We start from the raw sequence: 14,613 nt of genomic DNA, 5'->3' as shown, positions 1-14,613 counted from the left end.
TTTTTAATTATTTATTTTCCGTATAAATCCAAGCTGTTCTTCCGGATTTTAATTTTACCTGAACTCTTTTATAGGAGTTAGATTCGAATTGATCGACTTTTAATAAATCTGTGTTTGAAATTTCAAAAGCGACACCATGTATATTTTCCGTTAAATTTTCACTTGGTATTGCCACAACGTAATCTGCCATTCCAAATTCTTCTTCTATTTGCAGACTTTTTAGCTTGTAACCCAGTATTTGATCTGGAGTTCCACTCAAAACTTTGTTAAAAATCTGCATCTGAATTTGTTTCGATCTTAGTGTTCCGTATGAGAATAATAGTTCCATGTTTATGATTTTTCTCGTTATTTGTTAGCGTTAGCAATTATAAAAACCAATGTCCAAATTACAATTTTTATTACAATTTAAAGTAATCAATATAATTGTCTAAATCTTTATCGCCACGACCTGAAAGACTGATTACAACAACATCTGTGGGTTTGAATTTCTTTTGATCCAAAACAGCAAATGCATGCGCGCTTTCGATGGCCGGAATAATTCCCTCTAATTTTGTTATTTGAAGTCCGGCGTTCATCGCATCATCATCGGTAACAGAGAAAAATTCGCCACGTCCGGTTTGTGCTAAATGCGCGTGCAATGGTCCAACTCCCGGATAATCCAATCCTGCCGAAATCGAATAAGGTTCTGTAATTTGCCCGTCAGGAGTCTGCATTAAAAGGGTTTTACAACCGTGAATAATACCAACTTTTCCTAATTTACTTGTGGCTGCGCTGTGACCACTATCGACACCTTTTCCAGCAGCTTCAACCGCAATAATTCCAACTGTTGGCTCATGTAGAAAGTGATAATAGGTTCCGGCAGCGTTACTTCCGCCACCAATACATGCGACTACATAATCAGGATTTTCGCGTCCTTCTTTTTCTTTTAACTGCCATTTGATTTCCTCTGAAATAATGCTTTGAAAACGCGTTACCATATCCGGATAAGGATGAGGTCCAATTGCCGATCCGATAATATAATGTGTATCTACCGGATTATTAATCCAATCGCGAATGGCTTCGTTTGTAGCGTCTTTTAATGTTTTTGAGCCTGAAAGTGCGGGACGAACTTCAGCACCCAACATTTTCATACGAGCGACATTTGGCGCCTGACGTGCAATGTCGATTTCGCCCATGTAAACAATACATTCAATTCCCATTAAGGCACAAACTGTTGCTGTCGCGACACCATGTTGACCAGCTCCGGTTTCGGCAATAATTCTTTTTTTACCTAAACGTTTCGCAAGCAAAATCTGTCCGATAGTATTATTTACTTTGTGTGCTCCTGTATGGTTTAAATCTTCTCTTTTTAGATAAATTTTGGTGTTGTATTTTTCAGATAAACGTTTTGCAAAATACAACGGACTTGGGCGTCCGACATAATCTTTTAGTAATTGGTTGAACTCTGCTTTAAAATCAGGCTCGTCCATTATACTTAAGTATTTTTGGCGTAATTCTTCTACATTTGGATATAACATTTCAGGAATGTAAGCTCCTCCAAATTCTCCGTAATATCCTTTTTCGTTGACGTTAAAACTCATTTTTTTAAAGTTTAAAAGTTGGCAACATCAAATTTTCGTTTGAAGTTGCTTAATAGATTTTTATTTTTCAGCCCTGGTTCGATTTCAAATTTACTGTTTACATCGACAGCGTAAATTGGTAAATTGGTTTTTGAAATTTCTTCGATGGCTCTTAATTCGTTCATTCCGATTCCGCCGCTTAAAAAAAACGGTTTTTTCGAATTGTATTTTTTTAATATGCTCCAGTCGAAAGTTGTTCCGTTTCCGCCTGGCAGTTTTCCTTTGGTGTCAAACAGAAAATAATCGCAGACACTTTCAAAAGGTGTAATGATTTTAAAATCAAAACTTTCATCGGCCGAAAATACTTTAATAATTTCAATTTTACCGGGAAGCTGATTTTTTAATTCTGAACAAAATTCGACCGATTCATTTCCGTGTAACTGAACCGCTTGTAAATTGTATGTTTTTACTTTTTCAAGAATTTCTTCCTGACTTTGATTGACGAAAACGCCAACTTTTTTTATTGTTTCAATAAGTTCGGGAATATTTCCGTCACAATATCTCGCGGATTTCTCCCAGAAAATAAATCCCATATAATCGGGTAGGAGCGCTCCTACTTCGAGTATGTTTTCTGGATATTTCATGCCGCATATTTTGAGTTTCATTTCGTTGTCGTTTTTTAACGCAAAGGGCGCTAAGTTTTTTATTTTAGAATGTGTTTAGAATGCGAAAAAGTTCGCAAAGTGTTGTGTTTTTTTGCTATGAAGGCTCGAAGACACAAAGTTTTTTCTAACTCTTATTCGTGCTAATTTGTGAAATTCGTGTCTATTGTAAGCTTTTAATAAATTCTGTTGCGGCCTCACCAGCGTTATCGGTTTTCATGAAGTTTTCTCCAATTAAGAAACCTTTGTAGCCGTAAGGTTTTAGTTCTTGAATCGCTTCGATTGATGAAATACCGCTTTCGGAAACTTTTACAAAATCGTTTGGAATTTGAGAAGCCAGTTGTTTACTGAAATCTAAACTTACTTCGAAAGTTTTCAGGTTTCTGTTGTTTACGCCAATCATGTCTAAACTCGGCATAATTGATTTTTCTAATTCTTCCTGATTGTGAACTTCCAGTAAAACTTCTAAACCTAAGTTCTTTGCAAATTCAGATAAAGATTTAATTTCTTCGCGGGTTAAAACGGCAGCGATTAACAAAATCAAATCGGCTCCGTGAGCTTTTGCTTCCAAAATCTGATATTCGTCTACAATAAATTCTTTTCGCAAAAGCGGAATATTTACTGAAGCTCTTGCTAAAAGTAAATCGTCTAGAGAACCTCCAAAATATTTTCCGTCCGTTAAAACCGAAATTCCGCAGGCACCGGCAGTTTCATAACCTTTAACCACTTCTTCAACTGTAAAATTATTGTTGATAATTGATTTTGAAGGAGATCTACGTTTGTGTTCTGCAATAATTCCGGAATTGCTTTCTCTTAATTTCTGACTTAGGGAAATGGTCTGTTTTCCAAAAAATACTGAAGTCTCCAATTGCGAAATTGGAATGATGGATTTTTTAAGAACGACTTCTCGTTGTTTATCAAATATTATTTTATCTAGAATGTTCATTGTTGTTGTTTTGCCACAAAGTCACAAAGACGCAAATTTATTAGTGCTAATTCGTGGAAATTGTGTTTAGTTTTTATTTACTTAATTCTTGTAATTTCTGTAATGCTTTCAATCCTTTTCCGGACAATAAACTTTCTTTTGCTAATTCAAATCCTTCTTGTGGAGAACATTTTGTAACGGTTGCAATTGCCATTGCAGCGTTGGCACAAACGACATTATTTTGGGCTTCGTTTCCTTTTCCGGAAATGATATTGGTAAAAATCTCGGCTGATTCTTCGATTGTTGTTCCGCCTTCGATTTCGGTTTGTGATAAAAGACGAACACCAAAATCTTCCGGTTTAACCATTCCTTCCATATGGCTTGTAATGATTTTTGTTGGGCCTGTTAACGAAATTTCATCATAGCCATCAAGTGAATGAAGAATCGTAAAATTCACATTCGTATTTTGATAGAGATAAGCATACATTCTCGCTAATTCTAAGTTGAAAACGCCAACCAATTGATTTTGCGGGAAAGATGGATTTACCATTGGTCCAAGCATATTGAAGAACGTTTTTACAGCTAATTCTTTTCTGATTGGTCCAACATTTTTCATTGCCGGGTGAAATAATGGAGCGTGCAAAACACAAATTCCAGCTTGATCGATAGATTTTTCTAAGAAATCAGGATCGTTGCTGAATTTAATTCCCATTTTTTCCATTACGTTGCTCGATCCTGAAATCGATGAAACACCGTAATTTCCATGTTTCGCTACTTTTATTCCCGCTCCGGCGGCAACAAATGAGGCTAAAGTCGAAATGTTGAAAGTGTCTTTTCCATCACCGCCCGTTCCGCATAAATCGATGGTGTTATAGGCTGATAAATCGATACGAATGCATAAATCTAATAAAGCTTCACGAAATCCTGAAAGTTCTTCAATCGTAATGCTTCGCATCATAAATACAGTCAAAAATGCCGAAATCTGACTCGGATTGTATTGACCGCTTGAAATATTAATCAATACATTTTTTGCTTCTTCTTTTGAAAGCACTTCATGGTTGATTAATTTGTTTAATATAGTTTTCATTTTTTTGAGATTCTAAGTTGTTAAGATTCTGAGATCCTAAGTTTTTTTACTGAGACTGAGACTGATTACTACTTTTTAATGTTCATTTCCTTGATAAATCCACATCGGTTCTGTTTTTCCGGCGCGTTCAAATCCATTTTTCTTATAAAAATCAACTGATTTTCCGTCGGCAGTCAACATTTGCATATGGAAATGTTTGTATTTCTCCTGCATTTTATCCAAAATCAATTTTCCGATTCCTTTTCCCTGATATTCCGGAAGCACCAATAAATGAGGATAATAAACCGTCAGAAATCCATCAGAAATCGCATTGCCAAGTCCGACAAGTTTTTTCCCTTCCCAAGCCGTTACTAATGTTTCTGAGTTTAAAAGTCCATTATACAACTCATTCGGTTTGCTGGCCGAACTCCATTCATTTGCTTTATATAAAATCAAAATGTCTTCAATGCTGATTTCCCGGGTTTCTGAAAGTGTAATCATTTTTTAAGTTGCTAAGGTTCTAAGTTGCTAAGGTTCTAAGTTTCTAAGATGCTGAGATTCTAAGTTTTTTTTATTGTGACTGTAAACCGTGACTGAACACTCCTCATTAACTCTTTATCCAATTCTCTAAAATCCTTTTCCCATTTGGAGTCAAAACACTTTCCGGATGAAACTGAACGCCTCTTACATCATAATTTTTATGTCTTAAAGACATAATTTGTCCGTTTTCATCTACTGAAGTTGCTTCTAAATCTTCCGGTAAATTGGCATCGACAACCCACGAATGGTATCGTCCAACTTCAAATTCGTTTCCTAAACCTTCAAATAAAATCTCGTCCGAAACTACTGTTTTTACATTTGTAGCGACACCGTGATATACTTTATCAAGGTTTGAAAGCGTTCCTCCAAAAACTTCTCCAATTGCCTGTTGTCCTAAACACACTCCCAAAATGCTTTTTGTTGGGGCATATTTCTGGATTACTGCTTTTAGCAAACCCGCTTCATCCGGAATTCCAGGCCCTGGTGAAAGCAAGATTTTTTCAAAAGAAGCAATTTCGTCAATTTCGAATTCGTCGTTTCTGTAAACCGTTACTTCACAGTTTAAATCTTCTAAATAGTGTACTAAATTGTAAGTGAAACTATCGTAATTGTCTATAACTAATATTTTTTTCATTTTTTCTAAGGTTCTAAGTTGCTAAGATTCTAAGACACTAAGTTTTCAAACTGTTACTGAAAACTGAGACTGAGACTGACAACTATTTTTTATTTATTTTTCTCGAACGTACTTTTCAGTAATAATGCGGTCGATTCCTAATTTTTCAACTTTTTCTACTCCTTTTTGAGTTAAAGTGTCGTTTTTGATTTTTACTACAAATTCAAATTTGCCATTTTCCCATTGACGGTTGTTGAAGTATTCTAAGTTTTCGGTGTAAACACTATCTTTTAAAGTGTATGTTCCGCCTCCACCATGGAAAACAGCATTTGTTGAATCTTTTCCATTGTTTAAATCATGATTGAAAAAAGCGAAATGTGTTTCATTTATAATTTTAATCATTTTTGTTTTTGGATTGAAAGTCGAAAAAGTGGAATCTTTCTCTGTCGTTTCAGCTGATATCAGACGCCAGGTTCCTTGAATTGGATTTGGTTTTTTGTCCGAATTACAAGATGTGATAGTAAGGATTAAAATTAAAATTGATACTGCTTTTTTCATAGTTTTTGATAGTTTAAGGTTTGTTTGTTAATTGTTTCAGGTTTCAAGTTTCAGGTTTCAGGTTTGCTGTGCGTTTCAATAACTTGACCCGAGGCTGAAAGCCGAACGGGCGAAGCAAACCTGAAACAAAAAAACTTATATTTTCTCTGCCATTTCAAGTGCTGTATTTAGCGCTCTCAATTTATTATAAACTTCCTGCATTTCGCTTTCTTCGTCAGAACTTGCTACAATACCGGCGCCGGCCTGACAATGCAATTGATGATTTTTAGAAAGGAAAGTTCGAATCATAATCGCGTGATTAAAGTTTCCTTCAAAATCCATGAAGCCGATTGCGCCTCCGTAGAAATTACGATTTGTTTTTTCATAATCTTCAATCAATTGCATCGCTCTGTGTTTTGGAGCTCCGCTTAAAGTTCCGGCTGGGAAAGTATCGGCAACAACTTGCATCGTCGTTGCTTTTTCATGTAAATGTCCCGTAACTTTAGAAACCAAGTGAATAACGTGCGAGAAAAACTGAACTTCTCTGTATTTCTCAACGTTTACGTCGTGACCATTTCGGCTTAAATCATTTCTGGCTAAATCGACAAGCATTACGTGTTCGCTGTTTTCTTTTTTATCTTCAGAAAGTTCTTTCGCTAAAAGTGCGTCACGTTCATCATTTCCGGTTCTTTTAAAAGTTCCGGCGATTGGGTGAATTTCGGCTTTTCTGTTTTTTACGATAATTTGTGCTTCGGGCGAAGACCCAAAAATTTTGAAATCTCCATAATCAAAAAAGAATAAATAAGGAGATGGATTTATACTGCGCAAAGCTCTGTAAACGTTGAACTCGTCACCTTTAAAACCTTGTGTAAAACGGCGTGATAAAACCAATTGAAAAACGTCTCCACGAAAGCAGTGCTTTTTGGCTAGAGCCACATTATGTTTGAATTCTTCATCGGTCAAGTTTGAGAAACCTTCGCCTTCTTTAGTAAATTTATAAGAAGCAATATTTCTCGATTGTAATAATTGCTCAATTTCTGAAATATTATTTCTTCCATCAACGCTGTGGCAGAAAATATAAGCTTCATTTTTAAAGTGATTGATGGCAATAATGTTTTGATAAACTGCATAAAAAACATCAGGAATTGAAGTTGCATCATCTTTTTTAGCTATAGAAACTTTTTCAAAATAGCGGACAGCATCATAAGAAATGTATCCGAATAATCCATTATTAATGAATTTGAAATCATTTTTCTCCGATTGGAATCGGCTTGAAAATTCCTGGATTACTTCTGGAATATTGGTCGATGCATCGATTTTACTTTGTTCTGATGTTCCGTCAGGAAAAGTTTTTGAGATTACTTCGTTTTCGATTTTAATCGTTGCAATCGGGTTGCAGCAAATGTAAGAGAAGCTATTGTCATTTCCGTGGTAATCACTACTTTCCAATAATAAGCTATTTGGAAATTTATCTCTTATTTTAAAATAAATACTTACTGGCGTGATCGTGTCTGCAAGAATTTGTTTGTAATGAGTATTTAGTATAAATGGTTTCAAAGTATGTTGTTTTTTAGTTTTTAATATTTTTTATGCTAAAGTTTTGACCAAAAAAAAAGGCTTGTCGTGATGACAAGCCTTTTAGATTTATAGTTTTGAAAATACCATAGGAAGCTTCGTTCACGACGTTTGACGTAAATTCTTCCACCACCAAGTATTGTTCATTAATGTTTTCATCTCTTATTTTGTTATGACAAAGATATAAATGTAATTTGAATTAGAATACATAAAAACTCAAAAAAAACTTTTCAAATTTTCGAAATTTGTTAAATTTTAAAATCTAATAGCCTTTCAAAGCCTTAGTTTCCAATAGCCAGCGTATTATTTACATTTAATCTGAAATCTGGATTTCCTTTTATGTTTGGAGTAGTAAAAAGCTCCGTATTCTTGATTTTTGTATAATCTAGTCCAGCATTTGGAGTATTATAATAGTTTTGAATCGTCGTATTTGCCGCTGCAGATTCACTTGTTATTCCGCCATTGCAATTGTTTACAATTGTATTTTTGAAAGTCATTTTAGAAAGATTTGCTTCTCCATTTCCAATATTTCCTTCCAATAAAACAAACGGACTAAATCCTGAAACAATACTATTTGCTAAATTAAAAAAAGTATTTTCTCTAACATAAATCGATTCTCTAACCAAGCCTTGATTGTTTTCTTCTAAATTAACTAAAGTGATATTGCTTGCATTAATTTTTGTTAGTTTTTTAGTCATATCAGTATTTCCGATTTTATCGTAAGAATCAACTTCAAAACATCTTGAACCCGAAATATCAGAAGAAAAAGGGTGACGAATTGCAATACTATTGCTGATATTGATTTGCGCACCTTGTGTAAAATCAAAATCATCATCTGTAGTTCTGTAGGAGACAAGGTTATTCATATTCAAATCACCACCGTAACATTCGAAAGAATCATCGTTAGAAAAACTGATTTGGATATTGCTCAGAACCGTTTTTCTTCCAATTCCCGCCAAAGAAAGTCCGTTAAGCTCTTTTAAAGAACTTAGTTTTCTTCCTGCATATTCAATACGAACATATTTTAGAATTCCCGAATTATCTTCAGCATCTTGTCCTCCATAATGATTTAACATTGGTTTCAAATCAAAAGGTAATATGTGTACACCGCCAATTGTATTAATTGGAGCTTTTCCAAGAATGATAATTCCGCCCCAGTCTCCAGGACGTCTTTCTGTAATTTCTTTGTTTGAAGTAAAAACGATTGGATCAGTTTCCAGACCTTCGGCCATAATTTTGGCTCCATTTGTAACTACAAGCGTTCCGCAACTTTTATCGTCTCCGCGAATAACAGTTCCTGGTTCTATAGTTAAAGTGGCATTATTGGTAACGTAAACCACACCAACTAATTGATAAGTGTTGCGTTTTACCAATTTAGTATCCTTATCAATGGTTCCTGCAATTATATTGGTTGCTTCGTTGTATTCTATTTTTGCCGGATTAAAATTGGTCCAGTTTGTCATCCAGTTCGTGTTGCCAACAATTCCTTTTGGCTGTTGTTGAGCATTTAGAAAGTAACTGCTCAATAAAGTAAAAAGCGCAATACGTAATTTTGTTTTCATAACTATAATTTTGATTTCTAGCTTTTGATTTTAGTTGGCTCAAAAGTAGATGACGAATGTTAATCAATCCGGTTATAGTTATTATCAAAGCGTTAGTTTAGTATTAAGAACGTTATTTTTTTGAAAAGAAATAAAAATAAGAAACCCCAATAGCATAACTATTGGGGTCTCTTTTATATTTGAATTAGTAAGCCTGAAAATTAGAATTTTAAAGCTACAGTCAATTCGAAATCGTCGTTGATAGTTTTGTCTCCTAAGTTTTCGAAGAAGTTACCAGAGTTGTATTTAATGTCATATTTAGTTCTGTCAACTTTAAAAGCAGTAGTTGCAGTGTTTCCAGCTACAGTGATGTCAAAAGTTACAGGTTTAGTAATTCCTTTGATAGTTAAATCAGCAGTTACTGTGTAAACATCAGTTGCTTTAGCTCCGATAGTTTTGAAAACTAATTTTGCAGTTGGGAATTTGTCAGTTCCAAAGAAATCGTCAGCTTTTAAGTGACCGTTTAATTTCCCTTGGTATTCTCCAGTTAAGTCAGTTGCAGTTAATGAATTCATATCAACAGTGAAAGAACCACCAGTTAATTTTTTTCCTTTGAAAACTACAGCACCTTCTTTAAAGTTTACAGTTCCAGAGTGCTCTCCAGTTACTTTTTTACCTACCCATTTGATAGTAGATGCTTTTACGTCGATTTTTTTAGTTTGAGCATTTACTGAAATACTAGCCGCTGCTACGAATAATGCTATTGCAATTGTTTTTAAATTTTTCATGTTGTTAAAATTGATTTTGGATTAATAATAATTATAGAGTGATAAATAATTCTTCTTGAGATTTTCTAACTTTTTTGTAATGCTGAGCGTCGTCCTCATCATGTCTGTAACCTACAGTTGCGATAACTGAAGCGTTTAAGCCTAATTTATCGAAACCTAAGATTTCATTAAATTGTGCTGCATTGAAACCTTCCATTGGAGTAGCATCGATTTTTAATTCAGCTGCAGCTGCCAATAAAGTACCTAAAGCAATATAAGTTTGTTTTGATGTCCAGATATTTTTTGCTTCTTGCGATAAGTTTGCAATCGTACCTTTCATCATGTCGCTAAATCCAGCTAAAGCATCAGTAGGAACTCCTCTCGTTTCACTAATGTTTTTGATGTATGCATCAACAGATTCTGGCCCTGCATTTAAATCATTTGCAAAAATAAACAATTGAGAAGCATCTGTAATTTGAGTTTGACCCCAAGCCGCAGCTTTTAATTTTTCTCTAATTTCAGGATTTTCTACAATAACTACTTTAAAAGGTTGTAATCCGTAAGATGAAGCAGCTAATCTAACCGCTTCTTTTAATGTATTTAAGTCAGCATCAGAGATTTTTTTTGTTGCATCAAATTTTTTTGTTGCGTATCTCCAGTTCAGACTATCTAAAAATGTGCTCATAATATTAATTTTGTTGGGTTCGGTATTTTTCTAATAACTTGTTTAATAATTCTAATTCTTCCGGGCTTATATTCTGAGCAAATGCGCGCTCGTGCTCATCTACTTTCGGGTCTAATTCTTTTAAAACATCTAATCCTTTTTGTGTAATCGAAACTTCGATTTTTCGTCGATTGTCGGGACACACATTTCTTGTAACGAATTCTTTCAGTAATAATTTGTCAACTAATCGGGTTGTGTTACTCGTTTTGGCTAACATACGTTCTTGTATCACACACATATTTGCAGGATTTCCTTTTTGTCCTCTTAATATGCGCAACACATTATATTGTTCTCCAGATAAATCATACGGTTTCATTATTTCATTGAAATGATCCTGAATCACATTTTGTGTGTACATGATATTCAGAATAACTTTTTTCGCATTATCCATCTTAACTGTACTCTTAATAACCTCTTCAATTGTCATAGTCGTAAGTGTATAATTTGTATATACAAATGTATAACTTTTAATAGTTGTATATACAAATGTGTTGTTAATTTTTTGTTAATTCAAAATATGCTGAATTCTGAACACAATAAAACCAGAATAAAAATAAGACTTTTTTTGTTTTTAAATATCTGATTTGTTGATATTTAACTATAATATAAAATACGAATTGAGAGTCCTTAAAATTTAAAATAAAGAGTTGGGCGTGCCATCAATTAAAAAAAGACCTTAACATACTTTGCGCTCATGAGGTCTTTTCTTAATTGCTGTCGGGCTATCCGCGCTACTTCGGTAGCCAGCTTCTATCCCTCACGCGAGCACATGATACAAGAAACCCGACAGGTTGCGAAAACTTGTCGGGTTTAAATGTAATCTTGAAATTCGATATTTAAATTAATCTTTTCTCATAAGCTCTTCGCGCTGAACCTCGAAAATAAACTTCACCACAATACGTATATTTTAATCTGTCAAGAATTTTCAACATCGGAATATTATCAAAGTTGGTGTCTACCTTAATACTGTACACGTTATTTTCGACACTTAAACCTTCAATACTTTCAAATAATTTGGTAGCAATACCTTTTCCTTTTGCCAATTTTGAAACGGCAACACGATGTACCACAACATAATCTTCGTTAGTAAGCCATTTGCCTTCGATGTCATCGTAAGCGGGTTCCTTGTCAAAAATAATGGCAGCATAACACAAAATCGATTCGTTTTCTGTTAGCACATATGCATATCCATTATTTATATCATTTTCAATTGAAAGTTCATTCGGATAACCATCTTGCCATTGTGTACTTCCGTCTAATCGTCTTTGTTCAATCGCATCTTGCAGGATTTCCCAAATTTGAGGTATTTCTGAAAAATCTGCTTTTCGTAATGATAATTTTTCCGGTGAATTCATTTTTTTAATGAGGCAATTTGTCTTTAATCAATCCATAAAACCAGGTTCCTGCAATTGCACTTAATAAGGTAACAACAATTACAGTTGCACCAGTTCCAATTTGAGCGAAAAGCGGACCCGGACAAGCGCCTGTAATCGCCCAGCCAAAACCGAACATTAATCCACCATAGATTTGCCCTTTGTTGAAAGTCTTTGGTTGAATTTCGATTTTTTCGCCTTGAAGGGTTTTGATATTGAATTTTTTTATCAGAAATACAGAAATAACACCAACTGCAACTGCGCTTCCAATTACGCCGTACATAAAGAAAGATTCTAAGTTGAACATTTCCTGAATACGAAACCAGCTGATAATTTCAGCTTTTACGAATACAATTCCGAAAAAGATGCCAACGATTAAATATTTAAGATTTGCTAGTCCATTTTCTTTTTTATGACTTGCGTTAATTCCTTCGCCGTCTGTATTTTTATTTTCTAAATGATTCATTTTTGAAATTTTAAAGTGAAAGAATATAAGGCAAAATCAAAAGTGCCATAACAAAACCGCCAATCATAAAACAGATTGTCGCTACTAATGAAGGCCATTGTAAATTTGATAATCCCATAATCGCATGTCCGCTCGTACATCCGCCAGCATAACGCGTCCCGAAACCAACCAAGAATCCACCAACAACAATCATAATAAATCCACGAAGTGTTAGAAGACTTTCCCATGAGAAAAGCTGTGCAGGAACTAAACCTGTATGATCTGTGATTCCGTAAGTTGCTAATTTCTCCGAAAGTTCCGGAGTAATTACTACCGCATTTGGATTAGATAGAAAATGCGCGGCAATAAATCCGCCCAAGAATATTCCGAAAACGAAAAATAAATTCCAGCTTTCTTTTTTCCAGTCGTATTTAAAAAACGAAATATTTGCAGGAATACAAGCCGCACAAATATGACGCAGCGAAGAACTAATCCCAAAAGATTTATTTCCGATAATTAATAAAATTGGAACAGTTAATCCAATCAACGGACCCGCAACATACCAAGGCCATGGTTCTTTAATAATTTCTAATATACTCATAATTAAAATTAAGTGTTTTGGTTTTTAACCATTAAGATATTAAGATAATTAAGTTTTTGAGCTTAATGAAACTTTTCAAAGAAGGTTAAGAAAAATTAAGCATTCCAACTTAATTATCTTAATATCTTAATGGTAAAAATTATATTTATGCTTTCAAGACTTTGCTTTGGCACACAAAATCTGATTTTGGAACATTAGTTTTAGAAATCGCTCCAAAACCTCCTTCTACTTCAGAGAAGTTTCTGAAGCCTCTTGCTTGAAGGATAGAAGCCGCAATCATACTTCTATAACCACCAGCACAATGTAAATAAAAATGCTCATTCGGGTTAATGTCTTTTACCCAATCATTAATATAAGCCAAAGGTTTGCTGTAAGCCTCTTCAATATGTTCTGCTTCGTATTCTGTTTCTTTACGAATGTCAATTATTTTGTCTTCTTGAATATTGACTTCGTTTGCAAATTGTTCAGCAGAAATTCGGTTAACCGTATCAATTTCAAAACCCGCTTTTTGCCAAGCTTCAAAACCACCTTCAAGATGCCCGATAATCGTGTCAAAACCTACACGGCTTAAACGCGTAACGGTTTCTTCTTCCATTCCAATTGTTGTAACCAATATAATAGGTTGTTTTACATCGGCAATTAAAGTTCCAACCCACGGCGCAAAATCACCGTTGATTCCAATATTAATAGACTGCGGAATAAATCCTTTGCTAAAATCTGCCGCACTTCTTGTGTCCAGAATCAAAGCTCCGGTTTCTTCAGCGACAGCTTCAAATTCTTCTGCTTTAATTTCTTTCATTCCGTTATGCAAAACCGTTTCAAAGCTTTCGTAACCTTGTTTATTCATGGCAACATTCATGCTGAAATAGGCTGGAGGAGGCAATAATCCGTCCGTAACTTCTTTGATGAATTCTTCTTCGGTCATATTGGCGCGCAAAGCATAATTTGTCGCTTTTTGATTTCCGATAGTCGAAACTGTTTCTTTGCTCATGTTTTTTCCGCAAGCGCTTCCTGCACCGTGCGCAGGATATACGATCACATCATCAGCCAAAGTCATGATTTTATCTCTAAGAGAATGAAATAAAATTCCGGCCAATTGATCTTGTGTCATTCCAGCAGCTTTCTGCGCTAAATCAGGACGTCCAACATCACCAATAAATAGCGTATCTCCAGAGAAAATCGCATGATCTTTTCCGTTTTCGTCAATCAATAAAAAAGTAGTGCTTTCCATAGTATGACCTGGAGTGTGTAATACTTTTATGGTAACTTTTCCAAGTTTGAATTCTTGTCCGTCTTTTGCAGAAATGCAGTCAAACTCGCAAGCAGCATTTGGTCCGTAAACAATTGGTGCTCCGGTTTCTTTGCTTAAATCAACGTGTCCCGAAACGAAATCAGCGTGGAAATGCGTTTCAAAAATATATTTCAGCTTAACTCCGTCGCGTTCTAAACGATCAAGATAAGGCTGAATTTCTCTAAGCGGATCAATAATGGCCGCTTCGCCATTTGAAGTGATATAGTATGCACCTTGCGCTAGGCATCCGGTGTAAATTTGTTCAATTTTCATGATATGGAAATCTAAAATATGGAACACAAAGGTAAGTTTGTTTTTTCGTAAAATAGGTGACTAATGTTACAGAAAATTGATTTCTGTGTAAAAAAGAAGAAATTTTACCATATAAGTAATA

Annotated in this window: 17 protein-coding genes; all 17 read right to left on the bottom strand. The window is 34.7% G+C overall.

All coding sequences use genetic code 11. From position 1 onward, the window contains the following. Positions 1–7: 7 nt before the first annotated feature. Complete coding sequence (locus BD847_RS13710; protein WP_115888832.1) at positions 8–328, bottom strand: gamma-glutamylcyclotransferase family protein; 321 nt, start codon at positions 326–328, stop codon at positions 8–10. 70 nt (positions 329–398) lie between these two features. Next, positions 399–1,580: a tryptophan synthase subunit beta gene (gene trpB / locus BD847_RS13705; protein WP_115888831.1), complete on the bottom strand. Its 1,182-nt coding sequence runs from the start codon at positions 1,578–1,580 to the stop codon at positions 399–401. A gap of 11 nt (positions 1,581–1,591) precedes the next feature. Further along, positions 1,592–2,224 carry a phosphoribosylanthranilate isomerase gene (locus tag BD847_RS13700; RefSeq protein ID WP_115888830.1) on the bottom strand — a complete coding sequence of 211 codons (633 nt, stop codon included), beginning with the start codon at positions 2,222–2,224 and terminating at the stop codon, positions 1,592–1,594. Positions 2,225–2,384: 160 nt separating this feature from the next. After that, entirely contained in the window at positions 2,385–3,167 is a 783-nt protein-coding gene (gene trpC, locus BD847_RS13695) for an indole-3-glycerol phosphate synthase TrpC (RefSeq protein ID WP_115888829.1), read from the bottom strand. A gap of 73 nt (positions 3,168–3,240) precedes the next feature. Continuing rightward, the gene (gene trpD, locus BD847_RS13690; protein ID WP_115888828.1) at positions 3,241–4,233 is read right to left on the bottom strand and encodes an anthranilate phosphoribosyltransferase; all 993 of its coding nucleotides are present in this window, start codon (positions 4,231–4,233) and stop codon (positions 3,241–3,243) included. 75 nt (positions 4,234–4,308) lie between these two features. Beyond that, the gene (locus BD847_RS13685; RefSeq protein WP_115888827.1) at positions 4,309–4,713 is read right to left on the bottom strand and encodes a GNAT family N-acetyltransferase; all 405 of its coding nucleotides are present in this window, start codon (positions 4,711–4,713) and stop codon (positions 4,309–4,311) included. A gap of 106 nt (positions 4,714–4,819) precedes the next feature. Further along, positions 4,820–5,386: an anthranilate synthase component II gene (locus BD847_RS13680; RefSeq protein ID WP_115888826.1), complete on the bottom strand. Its 567-nt coding sequence runs from the start codon at positions 5,384–5,386 to the stop codon at positions 4,820–4,822. 93 nt (positions 5,387–5,479) lie between these two features. After that, entirely contained in the window at positions 5,480–5,923 is a 444-nt protein-coding gene (locus BD847_RS13675; protein ID WP_115888825.1) for a hypothetical protein, read from the bottom strand. A gap of 135 nt (positions 5,924–6,058) precedes the next feature. Beyond that, positions 6,059–7,459, bottom strand: coding sequence for an anthranilate synthase component I family protein (locus tag BD847_RS13670; RefSeq protein WP_115888824.1), 1,401 nt, complete (start codon positions 7,457–7,459; stop codon positions 6,059–6,061). A 299-nt stretch (positions 7,460–7,758) separates the two neighbouring features. Beyond that, on the bottom strand, positions 7,759–9,039 hold the full coding sequence (locus BD847_RS13665) for a hypothetical protein (RefSeq protein WP_115888823.1): 1,281 nt from the start codon (positions 9,037–9,039) through the stop codon (positions 7,759–7,761). A gap of 200 nt (positions 9,040–9,239) precedes the next feature. Then, a complete protein-coding gene (locus BD847_RS13660; RefSeq protein ID WP_115888822.1) occupies positions 9,240–9,806 on the bottom strand; it encodes a YceI family protein in 567 nt (188 codons plus the stop codon). A gap of 31 nt (positions 9,807–9,837) precedes the next feature. Beyond that, positions 9,838–10,470 (bottom strand): NAD(P)H-dependent oxidoreductase, encoded by a 633-nt coding sequence (locus BD847_RS13655; RefSeq protein ID WP_115888821.1) that lies wholly within the window; start codon positions 10,468–10,470, stop codon positions 9,838–9,840. 4 nt (positions 10,471–10,474) lie between these two features. Beyond that, complete coding sequence (locus tag BD847_RS13650; protein WP_115888820.1) at positions 10,475–10,936, bottom strand: MarR family winged helix-turn-helix transcriptional regulator; 462 nt, start codon at positions 10,934–10,936, stop codon at positions 10,475–10,477. 409 nt (positions 10,937–11,345) lie between these two features. Beyond that, on the bottom strand, positions 11,346–11,864 hold the full coding sequence (locus BD847_RS13645) for a GNAT family N-acetyltransferase (protein WP_115888819.1): 519 nt from the start codon (positions 11,862–11,864) through the stop codon (positions 11,346–11,348). Positions 11,865–11,868: 4 nt separating this feature from the next. Then, the gene (locus BD847_RS13640; RefSeq protein ID WP_115888818.1) at positions 11,869–12,348 is read right to left on the bottom strand and encodes a DUF6691 family protein; all 480 of its coding nucleotides are present in this window, start codon (positions 12,346–12,348) and stop codon (positions 11,869–11,871) included. 10 nt (positions 12,349–12,358) lie between these two features. Further along, a complete protein-coding gene (locus tag BD847_RS13635) occupies positions 12,359–12,922 on the bottom strand; it encodes a YeeE/YedE family protein (RefSeq protein WP_115889023.1) in 564 nt (187 codons plus the stop codon). 151 nt (positions 12,923–13,073) lie between these two features. Continuing rightward, positions 13,074–14,492 (bottom strand): MBL fold metallo-hydrolase, encoded by a 1,419-nt coding sequence (locus BD847_RS13630; RefSeq protein WP_115888817.1) that lies wholly within the window; start codon positions 14,490–14,492, stop codon positions 13,074–13,076. Between the last annotated feature and the right edge of the window lie 121 nt (positions 14,493–14,613).

Origin of the sequence: Flavobacterium cutihirudinis (genome assembly GCF_003385895.1) — a bacterium.
GTDB classification, from domain to species: Bacteria; Bacteroidota; Bacteroidia; order Flavobacteriales; family Flavobacteriaceae; genus Flavobacterium; species Flavobacterium cutihirudinis.
The sequence above is the reverse complement of the archived record's forward strand: the minus strand, read 5'-3'. Positions and strand labels throughout refer to the sequence as shown.